Origin of the sequence: Neptunomonas concharum (assembly GCF_008630635.1) — a bacterium.
Taxonomy (GTDB): domain Bacteria; phylum Pseudomonadota; class Gammaproteobacteria; order Pseudomonadales; family Balneatricaceae; genus Neptunomonas; species Neptunomonas concharum.
The window spans coordinates 138,564-163,471 of sequence record NZ_CP043869.1 but is presented as its reverse complement, the minus strand read 5'-3'; the positions used below and the strand labels follow the sequence as shown (position 1 = coordinate 163,471).

General features: G+C 47.4%; 24 protein-coding genes. 15 read left to right on the top strand and 9 right to left on the bottom strand.

The window, feature by feature from the left end; translation table 11 throughout:
* Nucleotides 1-122 precede the first annotated feature (122 nt).
* Together F0U83_RS00765 and F0U83_RS00760 are read left to right on the top strand one after the other, a co-directional pair.
* Entirely contained in the window at nucleotides 123-1,247 is a 1,125-nt protein-coding gene (locus F0U83_RS00765; RefSeq protein WP_138986052.1) for a GGDEF domain-containing protein, read from the top strand.
* Nucleotides 1,248-1,373: 126 nt separating this feature from the next.
* A complete protein-coding gene (locus F0U83_RS00760) occupies nucleotides 1,374-2,747 on the top strand; it encodes an SPFH domain-containing protein (RefSeq protein ID WP_138986051.1) in 1,374 nt (457 codons plus the stop codon).
* A gap of 54 nt (nucleotides 2,748-2,801) precedes the next feature.
* Here F0U83_RS00760 and F0U83_RS00755 read toward each other — a convergent pair whose 3' ends face one another.
* The 4 genes from F0U83_RS00755 to F0U83_RS00740 form a co-directional block, all read right to left on the bottom strand.
* Nucleotides 2,802-4,034 carry a diguanylate cyclase gene (locus F0U83_RS00755; protein WP_138986050.1) on the bottom strand — a complete coding sequence of 411 codons (1,233 nt, stop codon included), beginning with the start codon at nucleotides 4,032-4,034 and terminating at the stop codon, nucleotides 2,802-2,804.
* Between the two features lie 108 nt (nucleotides 4,035-4,142).
* Nucleotides 4,143-6,407: a methyl-accepting chemotaxis protein gene (locus F0U83_RS00750; protein WP_138986049.1), complete on the bottom strand. Its 2,265-nt coding sequence runs from the start codon at nucleotides 6,405-6,407 to the stop codon at nucleotides 4,143-4,145.
* Nucleotides 6,408-6,521: 114 nt separating this feature from the next.
* Nucleotides 6,522-7,163: a ChrR family anti-sigma-E factor gene (locus F0U83_RS00745; RefSeq protein ID WP_138986048.1), complete on the bottom strand. Its 642-nt coding sequence runs from the start codon at nucleotides 7,161-7,163 to the stop codon at nucleotides 6,522-6,524.
* Complete coding sequence (locus tag F0U83_RS00740; RefSeq protein WP_138986047.1) at nucleotides 7,153-7,731, bottom strand: sigma-70 family RNA polymerase sigma factor; 579 nt, start codon at nucleotides 7,729-7,731, stop codon at nucleotides 7,153-7,155. The genes F0U83_RS00745 and F0U83_RS00740 overlap by 11 nt, the downstream gene beginning before the upstream one ends.
* 100 nt (nucleotides 7,732-7,831) lie before the next feature.
* On the opposite strand from F0U83_RS00740, the gene F0U83_RS00735 reads away from it, so the two are divergent.
* The 8 genes from F0U83_RS00735 to folE all read left to right on the top strand — a co-directional run bounded on the left by F0U83_RS00735 (nucleotide 7,832) and on the right by folE (nucleotide 14,640).
* Nucleotides 7,832-9,181, top strand: coding sequence for an NAD(P)/FAD-dependent oxidoreductase (locus tag F0U83_RS00735; protein WP_138986046.1), 1,350 nt, complete (start codon nucleotides 7,832-7,834; stop codon nucleotides 9,179-9,181).
* Nucleotides 9,178-9,981 carry a DUF1365 domain-containing protein gene (locus F0U83_RS00730; protein ID WP_138986045.1) on the top strand — a complete coding sequence of 268 codons (804 nt, stop codon included), beginning with the start codon at nucleotides 9,178-9,180 and terminating at the stop codon, nucleotides 9,979-9,981. Before F0U83_RS00735 ends, F0U83_RS00730 begins: the two co-directional genes overlap by 4 nt.
* Nucleotides 9,971-11,215 (top strand): SAM-dependent methyltransferase, encoded by a 1,245-nt coding sequence (locus tag F0U83_RS00725; RefSeq protein WP_138986044.1) that lies wholly within the window; start codon nucleotides 9,971-9,973, stop codon nucleotides 11,213-11,215. Before F0U83_RS00730 ends, F0U83_RS00725 begins: the two co-directional genes overlap by 11 nt.
* An 8-nt stretch (nucleotides 11,216-11,223) precedes the next feature.
* Nucleotides 11,224-11,703, top strand: a complete 480-nt coding sequence (locus tag F0U83_RS00720) for a DUF3833 domain-containing protein (RefSeq protein WP_138986043.1) — start codon at nucleotides 11,224-11,226, stop codon at nucleotides 11,701-11,703.
* Nucleotides 11,700-12,458, top strand: coding sequence for an SDR family NAD(P)-dependent oxidoreductase (locus F0U83_RS00715; protein ID WP_138986042.1), 759 nt, complete (start codon nucleotides 11,700-11,702; stop codon nucleotides 12,456-12,458). Before F0U83_RS00720 ends, F0U83_RS00715 begins: the two co-directional genes overlap by 4 nt.
* Before the next feature lie 11 nt (nucleotides 12,459-12,469).
* The gene (locus tag F0U83_RS00710) at nucleotides 12,470-12,928 is read left to right on the top strand and encodes a nuclear transport factor 2 family protein (protein ID WP_138986041.1); all 459 of its coding nucleotides are present in this window, start codon (nucleotides 12,470-12,472) and stop codon (nucleotides 12,926-12,928) included.
* 9 nt (nucleotides 12,929-12,937) lie between these two features.
* Nucleotides 12,938-13,912, top strand: coding sequence for an NAD(P)/FAD-dependent oxidoreductase (locus F0U83_RS00705; protein WP_170221683.1), 975 nt, complete (start codon nucleotides 12,938-12,940; stop codon nucleotides 13,910-13,912).
* Between the two features lie 86 nt (nucleotides 13,913-13,998).
* Nucleotides 13,999-14,640, top strand: a complete 642-nt coding sequence (gene folE, locus F0U83_RS00700) for a GTP cyclohydrolase I FolE (RefSeq protein ID WP_138986039.1) — start codon at nucleotides 13,999-14,001, stop codon at nucleotides 14,638-14,640.
* Between the two features lie 88 nt (nucleotides 14,641-14,728).
* On the opposite strand, the gene F0U83_RS00695 is transcribed toward folE, so the two are convergent.
* Both F0U83_RS00695 and F0U83_RS00690 read right to left on the bottom strand, forming a co-directional pair.
* On the bottom strand, nucleotides 14,729-16,069 hold the full coding sequence (locus tag F0U83_RS00695) for an ABC1 kinase family protein (protein WP_211343600.1): 1,341 nt from the start codon (nucleotides 16,067-16,069) through the stop codon (nucleotides 14,729-14,731).
* Nucleotides 16,070-16,076: 7 nt separating this feature from the next.
* A complete protein-coding gene (locus F0U83_RS00690; protein WP_138986038.1) occupies nucleotides 16,077-16,631 on the bottom strand; it encodes a glutathione peroxidase in 555 nt (184 codons plus the stop codon).
* 149 nt (nucleotides 16,632-16,780) lie between these two features.
* Here F0U83_RS00690 and F0U83_RS00685 point away from each other — a divergent pair, with 149 nt between their 5' ends.
* From F0U83_RS00685 to F0U83_RS00665, 5 genes are all read left to right on the top strand, one after another.
* On the top strand, nucleotides 16,781-17,929 hold the full coding sequence (locus tag F0U83_RS00685) for a hypothetical protein (protein WP_138986037.1): 1,149 nt from the start codon (nucleotides 16,781-16,783) through the stop codon (nucleotides 17,927-17,929).
* Complete coding sequence (locus F0U83_RS00680) at nucleotides 17,910-18,815, top strand: metal ABC transporter substrate-binding protein (protein ID WP_138986036.1); 906 nt, start codon at nucleotides 17,910-17,912, stop codon at nucleotides 18,813-18,815. The genes F0U83_RS00685 and F0U83_RS00680 overlap by 20 nt, the downstream gene beginning before the upstream one ends.
* Entirely contained in the window at nucleotides 18,812-19,591 is a 780-nt protein-coding gene (locus tag F0U83_RS00675; protein ID WP_138986035.1) for a metal ABC transporter permease, read from the top strand. Before F0U83_RS00680 ends, F0U83_RS00675 begins: the two co-directional genes overlap by 4 nt.
* Nucleotides 19,592-19,686: 95 nt before the next feature.
* The gene (locus F0U83_RS00670) at nucleotides 19,687-20,769 is read left to right on the top strand and encodes a site-2 protease family protein (RefSeq protein ID WP_138986034.1); all 1,083 of its coding nucleotides are present in this window, start codon (nucleotides 19,687-19,689) and stop codon (nucleotides 20,767-20,769) included.
* On the top strand, nucleotides 20,769-21,491 hold the full coding sequence (locus F0U83_RS00665; protein WP_138986033.1) for a pseudouridine synthase: 723 nt from the start codon (nucleotides 20,769-20,771) through the stop codon (nucleotides 21,489-21,491). The genes F0U83_RS00670 and F0U83_RS00665 overlap by 1 nt, the downstream gene beginning before the upstream one ends.
* Here F0U83_RS00665 and F0U83_RS00660 read toward each other — a convergent pair.
* The 3 genes from F0U83_RS00660 to F0U83_RS00650 are packed head-to-tail and all read right to left on the bottom strand — an operon-like array spanning nucleotide 21,478 to nucleotide 24,688.
* Nucleotides 21,478-22,209: a sulfite exporter TauE/SafE family protein gene (locus F0U83_RS00660; RefSeq protein ID WP_170221682.1), complete on the bottom strand. Its 732-nt coding sequence runs from the start codon at nucleotides 22,207-22,209 to the stop codon at nucleotides 21,478-21,480. The two genes, F0U83_RS00665 and F0U83_RS00660, sit on opposite strands and share 14 nt — an antisense overlap.
* Nucleotides 22,210-22,218: 9 nt before the next feature.
* Entirely contained in the window at nucleotides 22,219-22,968 is a 750-nt protein-coding gene (locus tag F0U83_RS00655; protein WP_138986031.1) for a DUF3726 domain-containing protein, read from the bottom strand.
* Nucleotides 22,969-22,978: 10 nt separating this feature from the next.
* Nucleotides 22,979-24,688, bottom strand: a complete 1,710-nt coding sequence (locus F0U83_RS00650) for a hypothetical protein (protein ID WP_138986030.1) — start codon at nucleotides 24,686-24,688, stop codon at nucleotides 22,979-22,981.
* Between the last annotated feature and the right edge of the window lie 220 nt (nucleotides 24,689-24,908).

Genomic DNA, 24,908 nt, shown 5'->3' with positions numbered 1-24,908 from the left:
TCGCACATTGCGAATGGGTAATCCTTAATAAAACTGACCCAAAGGTTTATTCTGTGAGCTAGATCAACGACGATCAGCACATATCAAGCGTAGAGTTGCGTAAAAAATGAGCAACAAAACACATGATCTTTGAAGCACTCCTTGATGTATCCAGCGACAAGCGGCACTCTCGGTACTTTAATCAAACCCGAAGCCACTTTTTATTCCGTCGCATTCGTATCATTGCACTCATGCTCGCAATTATTCAACCCGCGTGGCTAGCGATTGACTACTTACTGCTTCCTCAGAGCATGTTTGAATCTATTGCCTATAGCCGGGCTATTGCAGCGAGCGCTTGCTTAGCGTTGGGAATCTGGACGCAATTTAGATATAGCCTACGTACAGCTCAACTGAGACTACTGTTGCTTGTTATGATCTTATCAGCATTTCAAGTGGCGACCAGCGAACTATTGATTATCCACGGCTATAGTACCAATGTGGCTGGATACCAGTTTTTTCCTTTCATGATCATATGCATGATCGCCATCTTCCCTCTTTCGATAACTGAAGCGCTCATTTATATTCTAGTTGTTCTTTTTATTGAGTTATTGACGCAATTTGCTAGGCAAAAACTAGGCGATGTTGATTCTATCAATAACCTTTGGTTACTAGCGGTCCTTGGCAGCATTTCTGGCTGGGCCGCCATTAATCAATTAAGCATGTTGCTGGGCCTTTACCGGCAGGCCACCAGGGACGCTTTAACTGGTTTGGCAAACCGGCGTCAAGCATTGGAGCAATTAGAAAGCGAGCTATTACGCCATCAGCAGCAACAGCACTCGATATGTGTACTTTTATTTGATCTTGATAAATTTAAGCTCTTCAATGATACCTACGGCCACGCCGCCGGGGATATTGTTCTTAAAAGTTTTGCACACATTCTAAAAAAGCAATCCAGACGCCGAACCGACCTTCCTGCTCGCTATGGGGGCGAAGAGTTTCTGATGATCCTGCCGGGCACAACCGCTAGCGATGCACTTGTCATTGCAGAGTCAATCATGGAGGCCTGCCGCAACGCCAAAGTAAAAACGCCTAGCGGGGACAGCATAGGCTTCACGACGAGTATCGGTATCGCTGAATATCAAGCAAAAGAAACCTGCGACCAACTGATACACCGTGCAGATAAGGCCCTGTATGAAGCGAAAGCGAATGGCCGGGACCGAGCCTGCATTGCTGAAGCAAATCAAGACTATACGGAGGTCATCGCCTAAAAAGTTGATCTTCCAAAAGGTCTGTGTTGTTATCTCCCTTCAAAAATAAACGGAGAGCTGTCTGTTACTTAATTGCCATACGATTAAGGCAAACTGTTAAAAGACAGATGAGGTGAGGATCAACCTATGGAAGAACATCTATCCCCAAAGCGACCTAAATTCAACCTGCCGATTGCCGGGCTTTTAATCCCAATTTTTGCGCTGGTAATGCTAGGTTTCGTGGCGTCGAAGTCCATTTTTTATGCAGAGCCTGGCTATGTTTATCACGTTCGTACTATCACGGGTAATGAACATGTCGTTTCAGATGTGGGTTACCAGTTTTACCTTTGGGGGCGTTGGAATGCATGGAAACGCGCGCTCACGGTACAATCTATCCGTGGCGGTAGCGACAATCTTCGTTACACAGAGACAGAATCAAACGAAACCAGTGCTAGTTTACCACCTCTGAATATCATGTTTCTTGATCAAGTCGATGCAAATGCAGAAGCCACTGTGCGCTTTTCCATTCCGACAGACCAAGAAGGATTTCTTAAACTGGCTCATGAATACCGCTCCCCGGAAAACCTATTACGCACAGCGATGATCCCCGCTTTTAAGGAGACACTGCAGGCCACAGGTGCCCTGATGAGCGCCGAAGAGTATTACAGTGGCGGTCGAACAGAGTTTAACAGCGAATTTGAGAAACAGATGAACAACGGCATCTATCTGGTACGCCGTGAAGAAACACGTATCAATACCCGCCGTTCAAAAGCCACAGCAAATGCGGCATTAGGAACGAATCAAGAAGAGTACGGGGATGAAAACAAAACCGAATTTACCGTACGTAAAGTCACTGGCGAGGATGGTATTCCATTAAGGAAAAAACAGCGTTTCACGGAGTTCGGCATCAGTGTGGTAGACGCGCGTATTACCAACATGCAGCCCAATCAGCGCTTTGTTGAACGTATGCAGTTAAAACAAAAAGCTTCAGCCGATCGTGCCATTGCCCGTGAGCAGCGTATTCAAGAAGAGGAACAACGCTTACTGGCCATCGCCAGAGGTGAACGTGAAGTAGCAGAACGACAAGCCAAAGCTAAAGTTGAGCAGATCCAAAAGACGACTGAGGCCGAAACAGACAAACAACTGGCACTTACGACCGCTGACAAATTACGCCAGCAAGCCCAGATTGAGAAAGAAACCGCAGAGATCAGTTTGGAAAAAGCCCGCATCGAAGCGGAAACACAGCGAACTCTCGCCGATGCAGAAGCCTACCAGAAGAGCGTCATTCTCGAAGCAGATAACGCGTTAGCCGACAAGTTAAAAGCTGAAATCGAGATACATAGACTCTGGGCTGATGCGTTCTCCCGCCGAGCCGTGCCGACTAATGTATTTGGCAGTGGCAACTCCTCAGATGGTGCGCCCGTTGGATCAGATGGAGAGGTTAAAGCATTTATGCAAATGCTGACATTGGATGCCGCAAAACGTCTAGCATATGAGCGGGATATTCCTGCCGAAAAGTAAACATGCCTCCCGCTCACTGGGGTTAACAATGCTTTGGTGAGCGGGGCTTACACTTTATTCTATGACTACTTGGTTGCGACCTAGCTCTTTTGCACGATAGAGTTGATCATCGGCACGGCTCATCACCTGGGTAAAGCTATCTTGATCACGGCAGGCGACACCAATACTAACGGTCACCGGTATCCGCTCTTCGTGAAAAATAAAATCTGTGTTATCAACCAGCTCGCAGAATCGACTCATTAGCTGCTCGGCTTGCGACCCACTTAAATGCTCTAAGACGACACAAAACTCTTCTCCACCAATTCTCGCGAAAGAGAAGCGAGAAAACGCCTGCCGCAACATTTGTCCAAACTGCTTTAGTACTAAGTCACCTGCATCGTGCCCATACTGGTCATTTATTCGCTTAAAGAGGTCCAGATCCATAATAGCAACACACGCATTCAATTTTAGATCATGAAAGTGCTTCTCAACCTCTTCAAATAAACTACGCCGATTAGGTAGCCCCGTGAGATAATCACTGTAGGCGGCTAATCGCACCTCCTGAATCAACTCTATCTGTTCAAGGTTGTGCATCACACGACAGTGTAATTCCTCATAATTAAAGGGCTTTCTTAGGAAGTCATTGGCCCCATTTTTGATGAACTGAGCTGATAATGCGGGTTTGTCTGCCGCAGATAATCCGATGATTTTCAGGTCAGTTGTTTCGTATTCGCGTCGGATATTCTGCACAAGTTTGACGCCATCCATGTTCGGCATCTCGTAATCTGTCAGTAACAGTTTAATCTCGGGATTCGCCTTTAATGCTGCGAGGGCTGCCACGCCATCCTCAGCTTCAATGACTTGATATAGGTGCCTTTCCAACTGTCTGCGCACCAATTTTCGATAAGCTAAAGAATCCTCTGCAACTAGAATTTTGATGTGCTGATTTTTTAACAAGCGCCCCACCAATTGCAGGGCAAACTCATATGAAAAGCGACTCTCTTTGACGATGTAGTCGACCACGCCTTGCGTTAAAAGCGCTTCACGGCGAGTATCATCATAGGTTGCGGATAACACAACGGTGGGGATACCCTGCGCCAATGTCAGATCAACAATTTCGCCTTTGGGCGCATCGGGTAAATTCAGATCAACTAGCGCAACAAAAATATCGTTGGATTGGTCAATGACTTGTTGCGCAGCCTGCATCGTTTCGCAAAATACAGGCTGCAGAGGTAGATTCGAGCGGTTAAATAAATGCTTTACAATCTTAAGAACAACTTGACTATCTTCTACAACAAGTACCTTCATGCCCTGCTTCCGCCGTTTATCAATCTAACTTAAGTCCACCCATACCATCCAGTGTAGACTAAGAAAAGCGCTGGCGGCGGAAGTAAGCTAAGATTTTATGCGCATCGACTATTGGAACTGAGCAATCGCCTCTTCCATCCCTTTTACTATCGTGTCTGATAGTTCGCATACCTCCTGATAATAGACCTCAGCCTGCTGTTTATTACCATTTTGGTTAGCTTCCACGATCAAGCCTATCAATTTATGCATGCGCTCATGGGGGACTTCCAAACCTTTTAAAATAGGTTGATGACTACATATCTGCGCCCCATCTCCATAATACCAGCGTCCAAAATCACACTCTGTATGGGATACCGCCTGATCCGCACTAAGGGAACTATGACCATCCAGAAACGTGCGTAAACGCATCTTCCAAGCCTGATGGGCACTTCGCGCAACCGCAAGCTCAATCGCAGGATCTTTTTGAACCTTGAAGCGACGAACAATCGCCATCAAGGAGTGTAGCTCTGATCCTATTTGAGACGATGTCGTCATAATATGATCGGCACCAGCGGCGACATCGGTTGCACCGCCTGCTATATCAACGACACTTTGATTTATGGTTTCGGCAACTTGGCTTTGCTCCTCTGCAGCACTGGCAATCTGCATAACCGCATCATTAATTAACTCCATTGATTCACGAATACTTTGCAGGGCCTCCCCCGACTCAGAGGCTTTTGCTACCGTATCCATCGCTTGTTTGTGGCCTTGTTCTATAACATCGACCGTATGCGTTGTACCTTGTTGCAACTGAGTAATCATCTGATTAATTTCTGAGGTAGAGTTTTGCGTTCTTCCTGCCAAGGAGCGAACTTCATCGGCAACCACGGCAAAACCACGGCCTTGATCTCCCGCACGCGCAGCTTCAATCGCCGCATTCAATGCCAGCAGGTTGGTTTGTTCTGCAATACTTTGGATCACGTCTAAAATCGTGTGTATTTGAGTGCTGTGCTGATCCACTTGGCCAACCAGCTGAACCGTAGACTCAACATTATCCGCCAGCCTCTTGATCGTCTCGATAGATTCGGTGACGGTTTGATAACCTTGTTGAGAACGTTCATGTGAGGTATGAGTTAATGCGGTAGCCTTTTCCGCATTACCCGCAACTTCATAAGCCGATGCTGTCATCTCATTAACAGCCGCAGCGACTTCATCCGTTCTTGCCTGCTGATTTCTAGCTATCTTCATGGTTTTTTCTGTTTCATCAAACAGTTCAGAACCTGACTTGGATACACTAGATACGGACTGCATCAGAACTTTCACAAGCTCCTCTATTTTCACAACAAAGTTATTAAAAGAGGTCGCGATATCACTAAGTTCGTTATTTCCCTTGGTAGCAAGCCTTCGGGTTAGATCTCCATCACCTAGGGCAATGTTGTCCATCGCATGATGCATCTCGTTCAGTGGTTTCACAATACTGCGAGTAATCGCCACTGCAGCGAGCGACCCTAGTACCAGAAAAAGACCACCCATAATTAACGTATGGGCCATGGATAGATTAAGCATAGAGAGATAATCGCCACGATCCATTGCGATCTCGATAACACCAATCGGGGCACCTGTGAAATCTAAAAGCTGATTAGCAAATACTGCCACCGGCTGACGGTTCAGTTCACGACTTGCCATTTGCGCTTCACCTGATAACGCTCGATTTAATGCATCCAGCTCAAATAAAGTATGCCCTGAATAGGTCGTTGCAAACGGTTCTAAACTGCCATATTTTTCGGTATATAGAGAAACATCAACGCCTGTCTGACGTTTAAACTCGTCAAAAAACGCTTGCCCTAATGAGAAACCAAACTCTACTGACCCCCAATGTTGCCCTTCGATGACCACAGGCACTACACCCCGGATGCCCAATCCAGCAACGCCCTTTTCAATACCGCTAACGGTTTTTTGTTGCTGATTGGTATTCACAACCGTCTGTCGAAATCCTGATAGATTATCGCCATACTTTTCGGGTTTATGAACGCGTAGGTAGGACGTCGCAGGAGGTAAATGAAATTGCAACTGGCGCAGCGCATACTCTGCTTTTAGCACAGTGAACGCTTTATCCAGAGAGGCTTGTAAAGCGGTTCGGTTATCAGAAATGAGGGACGCTTGCACATCAGGTAGATTTGCTACAAAAGTAGCCAGTGACGCGGCTAATCGCTGTTCGGCATCTACCTTTTGCAATAACTGCTGGTATAGCCCATTTAACTCTCGCTTTTCTGCTGTTTCGATGAGGGTGTTCATATCCCTCAACATGAAAGGCATGACTACAACGCATACAAGCGCAATCAATGCCACAAAGCCGCCGATAATCCGAGTACGAATACGTAAACTGGCAAACATTCTACTATCCTTTTCCCTGAACTATTTCTAGGTGGAAAGGATAGTATAGTCTTTAGAAATATTCACCTATTCTTTATAAGGGAATTTTAATATTCAATAAAGCTTACGGGTAAATTAAAAGCCGGTAAAAGGCTGTAATAATTTTGGCAACAAACCTCTAAAGCGCAGAGGAGCATCGGTAGCAACTAGACAAATACATGGAGCAGCGCCATCTGTTATTGGCTGATGCTCTATGTCGGGATCCAGATCGGAAACATCTCCTTTGCAGAAGCGCCCAATTTCATCACTGTATGAACCCTGTAAAATCATAGTTAACTCACTGCCGGCATGGCTATGCAAGGGGATGCTGATGCCAGGTGCAATTTTGAGCAGTCTCAATCCACCATCTTGAGTATCTAAGCGAATCTGCTGAATGCCTGGCACTAAGCGCTTCCATTCAAGCTGTTCATCACCATGATCTAATAACTGTCGCAGCTCAGCTGGGATTCGCTGAGTTCTTTCCAGTCCCTTAGCTTCTGATTCGGTAACTATTTCTTGATCGAGTAAAGCTAGGAAGCGGTCCCGGCTATTGTCCATTTGAGTGGTAGGCATCAACTCCACCAAAGCTGCACCTAAGCTTTCAGCCTCAGCGACACGAGCTTGGCAGCGTGCGCACGATTCAATATGACACCCCACCAGAATCTCAAATGATTCAGGAAGACTCCCTGCGGCATAACTCAGCAGGGTTGCATCATCAGGATGATGGTTAATGCTCATGTTCAGGCCTCATCACTTTACATAACTTTTGAAATGCCAGCCTTAGACTGGATTTCACACTTCCCAAAGGAAGTTGCATGTCATCGGAAATCTCTTGATGACTTTTACCCTCAAAATAAGACTTATATATGACCTGAGCTTGTTGAACCGGCAATTGCTTTATCGCGTTTCGTAGGCGTTCGTTATCAACGCCATTATCCGTTGCTTCTTGCTCTGGATCTTCTAGAGTCAATAACGCTTTATCCCTGACTTTCAGACGCCGCAAATGGTCAAGATATAAGTTGCGCGCTATACGGAAAACCCACGTACTCGCTGCAGCTTTGCTGCTATCAAACTGGGAAGCCTTACGCCAGACACTCAGCATAGTCTCCTGCGCCAACTCTTCAGAAAGCGTAGGATTCTTCGTAAGCCCCAATAGCCATGAGTTTAATCTGGGAGCAAAGTAGTCGTAAAACGCCAGATAAGCTTGCTTATCACGGGTTGCTGCGACAGTCTCCAAACACTCATTCCAATGCTGGATGCTATTTATTGGCTCTGGTTCATTGTGCATCATGGTTTCCGTTTTCATGTGACCCTATACGTTATAAGCGAAACGCCGGATCAATAAAATCTTTAATGATCTGTTTTTTTCTAAGCAGCGTATTAAATCAAAACAACGGAGGCCTATTATGCAGCACACCAAACCCCTAAAAATTGCCATTGTCGGTTCCGGCATCTCGGGTCTCGGTGCAGCATGGTTATTGTCTCAACAGCATGACGTTACATTATTCGAAAAAGACGATAGGCTCGGCGGGCACAGCAACACTGTCGATGTGAGTACCGCTGAGGGGCTAGTGCCTGTTGATACTGGGTTTATTGTCTTTAATCCTGTTAATTACCCTAACCTTGTTGCCCTGTTCAACCACTTGGATGTACTTGTCACACCTACAGATATGTCATTTGCCGTTTCGTTAAATCATGGCGCAATGGAATATTCAGGCAGTGGTTTGAAGGGGCTGTTCGCGCAAAAAAGCAACCTCCTTAACCCACGTTTTTTAGGGATGGTTAAGGATATACTCCGCTTTTATAAGATGACCCAGGCGGATGGCTATCATCCTGGGCAGTTGACCTTGAGAGAGCTATTGGAGTGTGGCGGCTATGGCCAGGCATTCCGAGATAACCATCTCCTGCCGATGGGCGCGGCTATATGGTCAACTCCGATGGATAAGATGCTGGATTATCCCGCCGAGGCATTCATACGCTTTTGCAACAACCATGGCTTATTACAGGTGAAGGATCGCCCCCAATGGCATACCGTTGTCGGCGGTAGCCGCGAATATGTCACCCGCTTATGCGACCAAGTAAAAGGCCAAATACTCACCCATCACGCGATTCGGCAGGTTCGCAGAATGGGTGGAAAAGTGTTAGTAAGCGATCGACAAGGCGGTGAGTGGATGTTCGATCATATCGTATTTGCCTGTCATGCGGATCAATCCCTTAAACTACTGTCTGATATTCGCCCCGAAGAGCAAGACGTGTTGCGTCATTTCCGGTTTGAGCGAAACAGAGCGGTGCTTCACAGTGATACAGCGCTTATGCCAAAGCGTAGAAGCGTTTGGTCAAGCTGGAACTATCTGGGTAACGATATCAGCCAGGGGGGACAATTATCTGTCAGTTACTGGATGAATGCTCTCCAACCTCTAGCAACCACACACCCCATGATTGTGACGCTGAACCCTTACCAAGAGCCCAGAGAAGGAAGCGTACATGCAAGCTTCCTCTATGATCATCCCGTATTCGACCAGTCAGCCATCGAAGCGCAAGAGAAACTGTGGCACATACAAGGTAATCACAATACTTGGTTCTGTGGAGCTTGGTGTGGCTATGGTTTCCATGAGGATGGTTTACAGTCCGGCCTGCTTGTTGCTGAAGCACTCAGCGGCACACAGCGACCTTGGGAAATTGAGGGTATGAACAGCCGTATTCCGTTGCCAATAGACTGGAAACCCACGCGCTATAAAGCTGAGGCAGCCGCATGATAACCTCCGCGCTTTATCACGGTGATGTGATGCATCACCGTTACTTTCCGAAAAACCATCGTTTTGTCTATCGACTTACCAGCTGGATGATAGATATCGATGAACTACCCAAACTCCACCAACAGCTGCATGGTTTTGGCTACAACCGCCCAAGCTTATTCAGTTTTTATGATAGAGATTATGGTTTTGCGGATGGCCGCTCCAGCCGAGACTTCATCAATGATCTGATGTTGCAACATAACCTGCCGATACCTCATAAAGTCACACTGCTATGCCAAGTTCGAGCATTCGGCTATCTATTTAATCCGCTCGTTGTCTGGTTTTGCTATAACGAGCAAGGCAATCTGATTGCCACACTTTACGAAGTACGCAACACATTTAAGCAACGCCATCATTACCTTGTCCCAGTAACCAGTTCTGGCAACAAGCATCAATCCCACTTAGCCGAAAAGTGCTTTTATGTGTCACCGTTTATGCCGATGGATTGCACTTACCGATTTCGCTTTAAAGCACCTGATGAGCAATTACATCTCGCTATTTTGCAACACCATAATCAGCAACGCATTATGACAGCAACATGGCGCGGAGTTCGAGAACGTCTCACCCAAAAAACGCTACTTATGCAAGTGATCAGAAACCCTGTATCAACCGTAAAGATCATCGTTGCTATTCATTGGGAAGCATTTCGCTTGTGGGTGAAAGGGCTGTCTCTCATCACTCGCCCAACTCCTCCAAAAGAGTCAACCACCCAAGGGTACGATATCCACCAGAGCAAAAAGGTAAGTCAGTATGAATCATGATGCCGCGCTGAAGCAGCCCCTCTCCAACAATCTACCTAATTTATCGGGATTGCCTGTGATGGTTCGCTTTTTTGTAACGCGACTTCACAAAGCCGGTACCTCTACCCTCAATTTGAAGCTCAGTAATGGTGAATTAATACAACTGGGACAGCATAGAGATAATCTAACGGTTGGCGCTCCCACATTAGAAATTATTAACTATCGAGCCTTTTTGCGCGCCTCTATCAGCGGCATGATGGGTTGGGCTGAAGGCTATATGGCGGGAGACTGGACGACTCCCAACCTGATTCAGCTAACCGAATGGGCAGCAACGAATGAACGCGCATTAAAGCAAGCATTCAAGGGAAGTTTCTTATCAAAAATAGCTAACAATTTTTGGCACTGGTCGCGCAACAACTCACTAGCAGGGAGCCGTCGTAATATTGCCTATCACTATGACTTGGGAAATAACTTCTATCAGCTCTGGCTTGATGAGACCATGACCTATTCTAGTGCACTTTTTGAGACACCCAACCTGACACTAGCGCAGGCTCAGGAAGCCAAATATCAGAAAATCCTATCCTTGTCGGACATCTCTCCTACACACCGGCTACTAGAAGTAGGTTGTGGCTGGGGTGGCTTAGCCGATATTGCGGCTCAAACACCGGGGTTACACTATCGGGGCATCACCCTATCCAAAGAGCAGCTCGTCTGGGCCAAAGAGAGAGTCGCCCACTACGACCAATCCCAGCGAATTAATATGGAATACTGTGACTACCGTAATATTGAAGGGCAGTACGACCGCATCATCTCTATCGAAATGTTTGAAGCGGTGGGTGAAGAACACTGGGATGAATACTTCCAAATGCTTAACGATACGCTTACTCCTGGCGGTACCGCAGTCCTTCAGATTATCTGTATTTCTGAAGAGCGTTTCGAGCACTACCGTACCCATGCCGACTTTATCCAGCGCTATATTTTCCCCGGCGGTATGTTGCCCAGTGTTTCAAAAATCGGATCCCTATCTCGCAAACACCACTTATCACTGGACGAAACGGTGAGCTTTGGGCAGGACTATGCCACCACACTAAAACTGTGGCGGGAACGTTTCATAGACGCCTGGCCCAAGATAACCAACATGGGCTATGACGAGCGTTTTCGTAAAATGTGGGAGTACTATCTGGCTTATTGTGAAAGCGGCTTTAGACACAAAGCGCTGGATGTATTGCTGTTCAAAATTAACAAACCCGTTTAAGGCTGATAATGAAGATCGAAACATTCAAACACCATACACCCACCCTGTCTCTGGAAAGTTACTTTCTAGGGCAGACGTGGGCGTGGGGTATTTTTGAAGATCGGTTTGGCCGCCTGCGCCGTAGTTTCCAAGTCAACATTCAGGGGCAATTAGTAGAGGGGCAACTCATATTGGATGAAGACTTTATCTATGACGACCAGCAAACCGAGAAACGTATCTGGCGTATTCAGCCTAAGGGAGATGGCCATTACCAAGGCCAAGCTGACGATATTATCGGCGACGCCAAAGGCCAATGTGCAGGTAATGCGCTGAACTGGAAATATAAAATGGACCTCCCCGTGGGTAACAGCAAGCTGCGCGTTACCTTTAATGATTGGATGTTCTTACAGCCCGGCAATGTGATGGTAAATAAAGCGAAAGTCACTAAGTGGGGAGTTCATCTTGGCACCGCTATCCTGTTTTTTACCAAGCAGCCGCCCACACTATGAACAACATGCCGACTGTTTGGATTACCGGTGCCAGTCAAGGCATAGGAGAAGCACTGAGCCTAGAATATGCCTCACAAGGCTATCACGTCTATGCCAGTGCTCGCAGCACTGGGAGTCTCCATGCCCTAGCGCAACATGCGACCCAACTCAAAGGTGAGATAACACCCTTACCTTTAGATATCACCGATAGCTCAGCCGTTAATATCGCACTGCACTCAATCGATACGCCAATTGATATTGCCATCCTCAATGCAGGTACGCATCGGCCACAAAGCGCCGTCGGGTTCCAATGCGAGGATTTACGGCAATTGATGGAGCTCAATCTCTTAGGAACCGGCAACTGTCTTGAACACCTGATACCGATCATGCTTCAGCAGACGAAAGGGCAGATCGCTATTGTTGCATCATTAGCCGGTTACAGGGGATTACCTGATGCCAGTGGTTATGGCGCAACTAAGGCAGCTTTGATCAATCTAGCCGAGTCTTTGAAGCTGGATCTGGAAAACCAAGGGATTGATATTCGTATTATCAATCCTGGATTTGTAAAAACACCGCTCACTGATAAAAACACCTTCCCGATGCCTGACCTTATGAACGCTGACTCAGCCGCCAAATCGATACGCAAAGGCTTACAAGGTAAACAGTTTGAGGTGAGGTTTCCTTGGCGCTTCGCTACGGTTATGGGGTTTCTACGCTGGCTACCCGCGTCCCTGTATTTCCCTTGGGTTCGAATAATGACCGGTAAAGGCAAATAAGAGAAAACACTATGCAGCCTATACAACAAATACCGCAAAATTCACGTACTACGCTAGATGCGTATCTTGATCTCTTCAATAACTTGGAAGAAGGGTTAGCACAAGGCGTCTTACAAAGACTCACGAGTACCAATATTAAGTTTATAGATCCCTTTAATAACGTTCAGGGACATACCCCTGTTGCTAACGTTTTATTGCACTTTGTCGCTCATGTCCAAAACCCGCGCTTCACTATTTTACATAGCGCGTGGACTGACAATATCTGCTTTGTTCGCTGGCACTTTCATGGACAGTTACATCGCGGCGGAGAGTGGAGTTTTCCTGGCATGAGCGAACTACATTTTAATCAGCAAGGGCTTATCCAGTTACACCAAGATCATTGGGACTCAGGACATTATTTCTACCAGCGATTGCCCATTATCGGTTTACTCATTCGCTGGATTAAACGCAAAATACAATTACACAGTTAGTTTATGACCATGACTCATTCATCCCATTCCATCGCTATTATCGGTGCAGGTTTATCAGGCACCTTGCTAGCTAGAAAGCTCCTTGATGCAGGCCACACGGTCACCTTGTATGATAAAAGCCGCGGTACCGGTGGACGTTTTGCCAGCTGCTGGCTTGATGACATCAGTACAGACCTTGGCGCGCCTTGGATCGAAACATCTAATGACCCGGACTTTGCTCACTGGTTAAACCAGCAAGCGCTCATTCAACCGTGGCAACCGAGACTGCATGACTTTCAAGGCAATCCTCGTTCGCCACTCACCTGTTATATAACCACTGAACGTATGAGCAGCCTAACCCGGCAACTGGCCCATGGCACCCAATTACGCCTTTCTAAACGGGTTGGTTATTTATGGCCCACCGACGAGGGTGTTCTTCTGCGAGATGAACACGGTATTGCGATTAGCACACATAGCCATGTCATCGTTACCGCTCCTGCACCGCAAGCCGCACCTCTACTAGAAGCCGTGCCGCGATTTGCTCAGCGTGCTGAACGGGTAGAAACACAACCTTCATGGGTGGGTGTTTTTGTATTACAGTCCCCAACACAAACTCCCGATGGGTTTATCGGGACTCATCCCGTCTTTACTCGGGTAGTCAAAGCCAGCCAAAAACCAGGAAGGCTCAACACACCCGAAATCTGGCAAGTAGAAGCAACGCCCCAATGGAGCCAGCAACACCTCGAAACACCAGCAGAGGAGGTTGGTATCCACCTCCTTGAAGCGTTAAGCACCGTCATAGGTGAAGATATACTCATTAAGCAACAACGCATTCATCGTTGGCTTTATAGCCGCCATGCTTCCACCTGTGACGAAGCTTATCTATGGAGCAGAGAAAACTCGATTGGCGCTTGTGGCGACTGGTTAGGCAAAGCGGGGATTGAAGGCGCTTGGGAAAGTGCCAACGCCATGGCTGATCAGCTTCTAACCCAACTTCACCCCTAATTTATGACATAAATGAAACAAAGTAATCTTATTCAAGCTTCTGTGCGTATAGCTCTGAACAGATTAGAGAAAAGCAGGTAGCCCACATGTTAAGCAATGAAGCAAAAGCGGTACAACAGCAACTTCTCTCCTTAGGTCTGGAAACACCCCTTACAGACCACAACATGGATAGCGAAGAAAAGTACGAACGCATTAAAGGATTAATGACCGAAGTACTGGGCACATTGGGGTTAGATTTAACTGATGACAGCTTAACTGAAACACCCCATCGCATCGCAAAAATGTATGTCTATGAAGTGTTCTCAGGATTGGACTACGCTAATTTCCCCAAAATCAGCATGATTGAAAATAAAATGGGGGTAGAGGAGATGATCAAGGTAAAAGACATCAGCCTTGTCAGCTCCTGTGAGCATCACTTTGTGACCATTGATGGCGTTGCCAAAGTCGCCTATATACCCTCTGCTAAGATCATCGGCCTATCCAAAATTAACCGCTTAGTGCGCTTTTTTGCACAACGGCCACAAGTTCAGGAACGCCTAACACAACAAATCCTGATCGCCTTGCAAACACTATTAGAAACAGACAACGTTGCCGTCACCATCAACGCAACCCATTACTGCGTGAAGTCCCGTGGTGTCATGGATGTGAATTCAGCCACAGAAACCACTGCGCTAGGGGGCACCTTCAAAACTAACGAGCGCACTCGGGCTGAATTCCTAGCATCCTAAACAAGCGCGATGAAATGTTCAGCCAACCCAATCGAGTATCTAACCGACTGGACGTTTTACTCGGTTGGTAAAAATCTGCGCAAACACCTCAAGGGGGGTTCTGTACGGCCTCTTTAAATATATGACTAACATCAACTTTTGCAGCTAAGCGTGCCGCCATCAGGTACAGCCCTGCCATTTTTCGGTGCAAAAAAAGTACATCAGGTGGCGGGGTATGCCACGCTTGCGGATCACTGCTGATGGACATCCCTCTCTGTTGTATACGACTCGCAAGATCAGAGGTACCGAAATCGTAAAGGCCGCTGGTTCGAAGTGGCTCAGCCGCCATTAAAAAGATATCGATCACCGCACTACGATTGGTCGCGTTAATATTGCCCTGAAAGAACCCCAATATTTGTAATGCATCACCCAGCATAACTGCGTCATTTGCAGTAGCCGCTTCCAATGCGGCTTGGTAGTTTTTCACAAAGTCTGCTGCGTAAGTACGCACGGCACCAAAATCTAACAAGATGATCTTTCCCGTATCCGATTGATAAGAAAAATTCGCCAAATTCGGATCAGTTTGCACACGTCCAAAGCATAGAAGCTCTGCAAAAAATAGCCTGAATAACTCAGACATCACGCGAGAAGCCTCTAAAGAGCCTGGGGGAATCGAAGCTAAAGGCGCGCCCTTCAAAAATGACATACACAATATTTGTTCTGTGGATAACTCATCAAACCACTCTGGCAAAAGAAAGCTATCCGCCTGATCCATAGACAACACCGCTGCCCCATAATCTCGCATCTGCTGCCCTTCGTGTCGATAATCAGCTTCCATATGTAACTGCGCTCTCGCCTCTACAATCAGCGGCTCCAAATCTAGAGATTTAGGTACCAAACCACTCATTTTCAATAAGCTGACAACATTCGCCACATCACTATCAATACTTTTCGCCACCCCTGGATATTGAATTTTAATCGCCATATGCCGTCCCGACCGATCAGTCGCCTCATGAACCTGACCAATGGAGGCTGCAGCGATGGGGTTAAAAGAGAAGCGTGAAAATTGCTCCTGCCAATCGGCTCCCCAGCTTTTTTCAAGAATAGCGGACCATTGGGTAGCAGGCATGCGTATGGCATCATCCTGCAAACGCGCTAGGATATCGGCAAGCTCACGCGGCAGAAGGTTCCCAGCATCCATCGATACAAGCTGCCCAACCTTCATGGCTGCACCGCGCATACGTGCCAGTTGATCTGTAACGCGACTAACATTCTCCTTTGTCAGGAGCAAGTCGGACATCCGCGGCTTTTGTCCCTTAAGCAACTGACGAGACCCTTCCGCAATGACATTTTGTGCCAAGCGACCCGCCAATGCGCCCATACCCATCATTCTGGACGAACGACTCGAAGGCACTGCTCTTTCAGAGCGTTTTGAAGACGGTTTTAACATAAAATCATTATCCTTGATCCGGCAAGTTCGCTTCAATCATCTGAATTAAACGTGCACTATCGGGTTGAGTAAAGCTAGTGTAGCTTTTGAGAAACTGCCCATTAGGCGCGATTAAATATTTATGAAAGTTCCACCTAGGATATTCACCTGAAACCTTGGCTAATTGCTGATAAAGAGGAGATGCTTTCTCTTTGGTGGCATACACTTTTTCAAACATCGGGAAATTGACATTGTATGTGACTCGGCAAAAGTTACTGATCTCTTGCTCTGTTCCCGGCTCTTGCCCGGCAAAGTCATTAGATGGGAAGCCCAGCACTACTAGCCCCCGATCTCGATAGGTGTCGTAAAGCTTTTCCAGCCCTTCATACTGTGGGGTAAAAGCACACTTGCTGGCGGTATTAACAATCAGAATCAACTTATTTGCGTAAGCTTCGCATAAATGAACCTCTTTTTCGGTGCCGAGTAAGCGCATTCGGTGATCTAACAACTCACTACAATCCGCGTTAACAGTAGACGATACACCCAACATGCACATGACCACGGATATAAGTCTTTTAAGCATCACGTTTCTCCATCACTTTTAGGTTTCTTACGCACCTAAGCGCTTAGCCGATGGGTGTGGTACTGAGTTATTACTTTTCAAAAAGCTATATATGTTATAATATAACGTAACCTTTCAGTTTTATTAAAGCATAATCGAGATCTATTGCGATGCTAAAAGCACACAAACATACTTTACTAACCTTTCTAATCGGTGCAGTTCCCCTCTGTGCCCACGCAAACCCAGAGGTTAGCCTCATTTTAGATGGCTATCATAAGTCTCAAGATACTGAGCTTGGACAGCGCTCCGAAGGATTCGGCTTAAGCCACTCTGAACTCGCCTTAAAACATTCATGGAATAACCTTTGGACTGCAAAAGCCTCTATCACCGCCGACTTGCGTGAAGGTGAAGCAGAACTTGCGTTGGAAGAGGCTTATCTAGAACGTTTGGCTATTTTTGAAGGCGCTTCCCTAAAAGCAGGACGCTTTTTAGCAGATATCGGCTATTTGAACAGCCAGCATAGTCATGCAGATAGTTTTACTGAGCGGCCGCTCGCTTATCGCGCATTCTTAGGTAACCACTATTACGATAATGGTGTTGGACTTAGTATGCTCATGCCCACGGATCTCTTCTGGCGTATTAGCATCAACGCCTTTCAAGGCGAGCGCTTAGCCGATACTGACAGTAATAAACTTGTCGGTATCTGGACACTATCCAACAAGATCGGTGGTGATATCAGCGCATCAACCAGCTGGCAAGCGGGCATCAGCTATATGCGCAACAACACCTTAGATTTTCATGAACATGACGACGAGCACGACGACGATCACCATTCAGATCATGATGATGACCACGGTGATCACGAAGAAGATCATCATGGACATAGCCACAGTGCAGAGTTTGTTGGCAAAAATACTTACATTGCAGACCTTGTCTGGAAATGGGCACCACAAGGCAATAATCGCCACCAGCAGTTAACACTGTCAGGTGAGTATTTCAGGGTTACTGACCTGAACCAGTACTCAACAGATGACGACTACCACAGTGGTTATTACCTATCGGGCGTTTATCGCTTTTTACCAGAGTGGTCTATTGGTGCACGATATGGCGAGATTAACGTGCAAGAAGCCCATGGCGATCATTTTCATGGAGCAAAGCTCAATGAGTCCAGCGTGATGCTGGCATGGAACCCTACCCACACCCAAACACTACGCTTGCAGTACACCCACCAATCAGGCGATGAGTTTGAACACACAGACAACGCCATCACATTACAATATCAGATCGGTTTTGGTGATCATGAAGCGCATACGTTCTAAGTTTATTCGCTTAGCAGTTATCGCCCTAGGTATAGCGTCCGCACATGCGAACGCTATTACCGCTTTTGCGTGCGAGCCGGAATGGGGCGCCTTGCTAAAGGCGCTCGCACCGAATGCAAAAGTCATCGTGGCGACCAGTGCCTATCTTGACCCTCATTATATTGAGGCAAGGCCTAGTCTGATCAGTGCGCTGCGATCAGCTGACATCGCCGTATGCACAGGTGCGGGGCTGGAAGTGGGTTGGCTACCCGTGCTGTTAAAGCGCGCTTCAAACCCTGCGATTCAACAAGGTCAACCTGGCCTAGTCTATGCATCACAAGTTATTAACACCATCGATAAACATGAAACACATTTTCTGCAAACAGGTCACGTTCACCCTGAAGGTAACCCACACTTTCATCTCGATCCTAAAAGACTTATGAGCGTTGCAGCGCTAGTAACAGAGCGGCTCATTGAGATAGATGCCCAAAATGGGATCCACTATCTAAAAACACATCAACAATGGCACACGCATTGGCTAGCGCAGATAGCTCATTGGCAACAACTAGCTAGTCCGCTTCGTGACCGAAAAGTAGTTTCCCAACACAGCAGCTTCGATTACCTGTGGCATTGGTTAGGCATGCAAAAGGTCGCCGATTTAGAACCACAACCTGGCGTTCCGCCCACGCTGAGCCATCTTAATGAGTTGGTTTCGACCGTCAAGCAAGAGCGCCCGCTGGGCATTGTATCGACATGGTATCAAAGCCCCAAAAGTGCCTCATGGCTATCAGATAAAACCGGTGTACCTGCACTGAGTTTACCTGCAACAGTGAGTGATCAAAATGAAAGCGCAACACTGGAGGCACTCTTTAATCATCTTATTAGTGAACTATTGAGCCGGTCATGATGCTCACTGCTGAGATACTCCTAATGCCTTTCGTGGCAGGCTTACTGGTGTTAGCAACCCATTTGCCTTTAGGTTTGGAAGTCGTACGTCGCGGCGTTGTCTTTATGGATCTGGCGATAGCACAGTTCGCTATCCTTGGTGCAATCCTGATCGAAATGTTATTACCCAATGCCTCCATTAACTGGCTTTTAGCTGCCAGCGTGGTGGCATCCTGCATGGGCGTTGGCTTGGTACTGTTAGTTTGCCAATACGCAACGCTTTACCGGGAAGCCATGCTCGGCAGTATCTACGTATTTACAGCAGCGGTGGTACTTATTCTAATTTCGATCGATCAGGGTAAAGCGGAGCATTTAACCCGTATGCTAACGGGAGATGTATTGTGGATTGATAGCCACAGTTTGCTAAGGCTAAGCATCTTTACGGTGTTATCTTGGGTCTTGATGGGGTTATTTAAGCGCTTTAAGTGGCAGCTCGGCTTTTATATGGCCTTTGCCTTATCGGTGACCTACTCCGTGCAGCTATTAGGGATTTATCTGGTCTTTGCCACCTTGATTGTGCCGGCGCTAGTCAGTTTTGCAACGAGTTCGACCCAATGGGCTGGGATAACCGGCATCATAGGGTACGCCGCAGGACTATTCACCGCCCTCTGGCTGGACTGGCCTGCCGGCGCCTGCGTTGTTGTTTTATTAGTCCTTTCTGCGATGATCATTACACTGCTACATAGTGTGGTATTTAAGCTGTCAGGCACTACACGCTTGAAACAGCCAACAAGCTAGGCTAGCTCTATTCCGGATGGGGAGCGATAACAATGCTTGCCCGAAAATGAGAATCCTCCATAATTGCCCTTCGTTACATTTTATTGGGGATTAAGGTGCAATTATTACGAATCGATTGTCTTGGTAAAGAGCTTCGCCTTGAAGGGTCAATGGCTGGTTGGCAAGCGCTGTACTGGGATGGCCAATTGGTATCTCAACAGAATGCCAGTGCCGATCCTGCAACCGAATCCATACATCGATTTTCGCTTCAGGGCAACGGCACCGATATTCTTTGCGAGTTAGTGGTGCGTCTTACCTGGCAGCCTTTCGACTTAAGCTATCAGCTTAAAGTCGATCACGCGCTGGTTAGCGAAAGTGCACTAAACGAAAAGGATATCGAGCAGCAAGTCGTATTAGAGCGCCCTGTGGTTCCCAATAGAATCAGCATTCTTGGATTAGGCTCCTTAGCCCTTAAGCTATTCAAAAGCGCTAAAGTTATTAAAGTCCTGTTTGCAGCCGGCAGCTTGGCTGCCTACTCTTGGTTGTTCTCTCTTGAATTTGCCATAGCGCTGATTCTCTGCCTGGTATTCCATGAATACGGCCACATTCGCGCCATGAAGCGTTTTGGCTTAAAAACCAAAGGGATCTACCTAATCCCCTTTATGGGGGGACTCGCACTTTCCGATGATAAGATCAACACCCGCTGGCAAGATGTCTATATCTCCATTATGGGACCTTTCTTTGGTTTGATATTATCCATTGCCTTCTTGGTGATTTATTGGCTCACAGACATAGAAATCTTTGCAGGGCTTGCGGTATTCAATGCTTTACTTAATCTATTCAATCTCTTACCTGTTCTACCACTGGATGGCGGCCATATTCTTAAAAGCGTTGCCTTCTCATTCAACTCCGTAGTGGGGTTAATCGCCTGCGGTCTAGGAGCACTGCTAGGTGTCTTGGCCAGCTACTATTTCGGTTTGGCGCTGTTGGGCTTTCTGCTAGCCATTGGTACGGTAGAGATTGCACTGGAATGGAAGCGCCGTCACTTTAGCGACCTACTGCCTTTAGATCGTTATGGGCAAGCTGTCTCTGCTCTATGGTATATCGTCACGCTGGGTGGGCTCAGCAGCATCATTTGGATTGTTGGTCAAAGCGGTAATGAAGCGCTCGCTCTGCCTCTAAGAATATTAAGCAGCTAATGCGTTTGTCACAGTATTTAAGTGCCGCTGGTGTTTGTTCAAGACGCCGCGCCAGCCAATGGATCAATAATGGTAGGGTATCTGTTAACGAGCAGGTCGCAGATCAGCATATCCGAGTTGCACGTGGAGATATCGTCCATGTTGATGGTCAAGTCATCACGTTTCCAGATACATATAGATATGTGATCTATAACAAACCTGTTGGGGTTGATTGCAACTGCAAAGCCGACAACCCTGCGAGCATTATCAATCACCTTCCCCTACCTATGCGCCTATTTCCCGTAGGTCGGCTTGATAAAGACTCTCACGGACTCTTACTTCTGACAAATGACGGCGTACTGTGTGAGCGCTTACTATCTCCAGATACCTATCATCCAAAAACGTATCATGTGCAGGTACGCCCTCACCGCGGTATGCCGGATATCAACTTGGACTTTCAGCAGAAAATGCAGGAGGGAGTAGATCTGGATGGTTTATTAACACGCCCATGCCAAGTAACGCTACTCGGCCCGAATCGATTTGAGATTGTTTTAACCCAAGGGTTAAACCGGCAGATACGGCGCATGGCAAGAGCACTGGGGTATCATGTTACAGATCTACAACGCACCCAATTGGTTCATCTAACCCTGCGAGGACTGAGCGTCGGCCAGCACAGACCACTCACAGCAGACGAGTGTGCATCCCTGTTATCTTTGAGAAGCCATCCACCTACAACGCGATAAGACCTTTGCCAATGACAACACATGCCGCAATCGCCGACAAACTCAACAATGCTAATCGTTGAGGGGGTGACACACCGCGGGCGCTTAACCATTCAGATAACCCGTAACCTGCCACAACACCCGGTAAGAGTTTAAGGCTTAGTATCAGCGCTGTTTCACCAAACAGGCCTTGGGCCCATAACCAACCCAGTGAGATGGGTGTGCCGATAAGAAAAAAAGCCGCTAATTCACAACGCGCTACCTGTGGCGATGCCGATTGATATACCAAGGCCATAGGAGGCCCACCCACAGAGGTAGCCGTTCCGATAACGCCGGAAAAAAAGCCGCCGTTAAGCAGATTTGACGTATTAAGCTGAATGTCATGATGGAGTTGCCTGCCACTGATCAACACAGCACATAGCAAAGCCACGCCAAAGACCAGACTTAACGCCGCGGGTGACAGCAGCAAAAGCCCCCATGCCCCCACACCACTGCCGACAAATCTGGCACCATTAGCGATCCAGACCCGAGACCAAACCACAGGGTGCAGACTCCGCCAAACAATGATCATGGAGAGAAAGCCACCTAAAAACAGTATGGAGCCAGGCACATAAAGCGGATCTATCAAAAAGAGTAGCGGCGCTGCCAATAAGCCAAAGCCAATACCGACTCTGGCTTGTAGCGCACAACCTAGTATCACCACCAGCAGCGCGAGCCACTCAGAAGGCGCGTAGAACACCGATATAAATCAGCGGCCACCCGCACCTTGTCGGGATTGCTCACTGTTCTCTACCAAAATACCTTCGCCGATACGATTGATCTCTGCCCATAGTGCCTCATCAATATCGATACCAAAATCAACGCTGTGGGTTTTGTTCTCTTCCACTTGCTGAGCACTGATATGGCTGGCATTACGATTGCCATACGAATTTTGCAGCGACGAGGTCAAATCCACGCGGGAACTACAAATAATGGTCAGCGCCTGCCGGTCATCCACGTTCGCATCTAGGTTCGTCAACGCTTCACTGTAGCTTGGGTAGCGTGCACCTGCTTTGATGGCTGCCGTATGCTCTGTGACGCCTTGCGTACCGTTCCGCCAATAAGCCGCAACACTGATGCCGCGACGACCACAGTCGGTTAGCGCCTTGAGAATGAACTTACGATTATGACAATTGTGTACCGTGACGGTAGCAATCCCGCACTCCAATGCTTTGGCGTGAGCCAGATCAACAGATGCAGCAATACAGTTCAGCGCACTGCGACCATGGCTATCAATGATCGCCGATGTGCTGTCTTCATAAACCACCGTACTTAGGGGTTTATCACGATCAACACTGATAAAGGGCAATGCCCGTTGCAGCTCTCTTAATCCACCCAAGCCATGCTTTTCCAACCACAGGATCATATTGGCAGCATCTTCATAGTTGCCGACAAAATACCCTGTCGCCTCAAAACAGCGTCGCAGAGCCGCTTTTAACTCATTCATAGAAACATGCATTGTGACTCTCCTACAGCTGGGGGGCGAGTGGCATAAACCAGTCATCGTTAAAGGTTCTACCGATATCTTCAAGTAAAGGCGCACCTTGGAACATCGTATTGCGCACCCAAAGCTTGGAACGCGGATCAAACTTACTCACACCAAAAAACGCGAGTTTGGCTCTGAGAAGGTGCATGGGTAGCACATCCCTCTCTAGAAGGTTGGCCTGAATATCCCCATAAACACAGCGATTCATACTTTGAATACGGCGCACAATACCTCTTAATTTTGGCCGGGCCACCATAAAGCGCGCCGTCGTATGTTCTGGATATTCTCGGACATACTCGCAGAGCTGGTCGTAGCATTTTCGAACGGCATACCCCACCCCCAGCGCCATCTGTTTTTCTTTACCCTGCTCCCGTTCGGTATTACCTAAGCGTGGCTCCATCTTCTCTTCTGAGCGATACCAGAAAGTCTCTTTAGCGCCCGATTCTGAGAAGTCTATGGCCAATGCCCAGTCGTACCGCTGTTCAATGACCCGCTGTAGTTCACTGACAGGCATAAGCGGGTCGAGATCTAAAAACTCCTCAGCGCTGTAATAATCTTCTAAATCATCAACAAGCTCAGGGTAAAGTTCCAAAAGAATCGACACCAATAGCTCTTGCCCTTGCAATGAGCAGCTAGATTCTGACCACTGTAGTAACCCGTCCCAACTCTCAACACCCTCGGCGGATTTCGCTTGTAGCAGCGCTAAATCCTCCAGCACTTGCCGATTATTCTGGGTTTGCCATTCATCTTCTGTGCGTGTTTGCTCGGTATGCACTACACAGCGGGTTAGCAGCTCTTGAAAGTGCTGCTGAACTCGATGGTCGATATTCCCTAATACTCGCACTCTGGCCAACCCCAACTCTCGCATCTCTATCCATTGATTGATCAGTAATGGATGATTAATCAAATAGGGTGCCATCCCTAAGCCGGTCGAGTTGCCAATACCAAAATAGCGTTTGATCTCTGGCTTCATCGGCTGGAAAGTCTCTGGGGATTTAAAGCGCGCGATATGTTCGGCCTGAAATAGACTGAAGTTGCGCAACATAAGGCAAACAAACATTTCGGCAGAAAAAGGCCGAGAAAAGTCAGGCCAACAGTGTTTAACTTTTTCCCAATCAGCCATGCCCAACTTGCCACTGCCATACACTGCGGTTGTTCGATACAGATACCCAACATCGGCTATTTTGTCGATATCAGGTTGTTGCCCCTTAGCCAATTGATCGACAACATACTCAAAGTTTCGGGCACTGCGGTTAGCACGGGATAATACAAACACCCGTGAATCAACGCGCCCTGCTTCCTGCTTAGGTACATTGTCACGTAGCTGCTCAAGATACGTAGCATCCACCTTACCTTCGACCAGCGCCATGGTTAGATCCCACTGGGTAGCGATAACACGGTCATTACGGTCTTCCGGTGATAGGTAGCTGGAGAAAAGAACAAAACTAAACAGCCCATGGGGGGCATTAATTTCATAGATAACCGTCCCATAGCCCTGTTCATCAAGGGTCAGCTTGACCGGTGCTATTTGCCATCGCTCCCGCATAATCCGGCGCACAAGCGTACGCATAAAACTGAGTCGACTCTGATGCATAGCACCAAGGCGTTCCAGATCCATAACCTGACGGGGAGATCTTAACGGAAGAGCATTGTTGCCCTGCAGAGCAGCTTGAATCGCAGCGGGCGTCGTCATTATTATTTTCCTCTCGGTTACGACACATCATTTTTCATTTTGATTTAGCGGCTTTTAAGTAAGATCCGCTCAGCATAGATGTGTGGGAAGCCTGTACCAAAGAAGCTCTGCGGGCCCCTTATTATGTTTATCAACAGAGCGGTATCAGTGAAATCTGATCACAGCCTGCTTGGCCGTGGATACCGCTTTATCTTCCGTCAGAGAAAGGGATATGATCAAA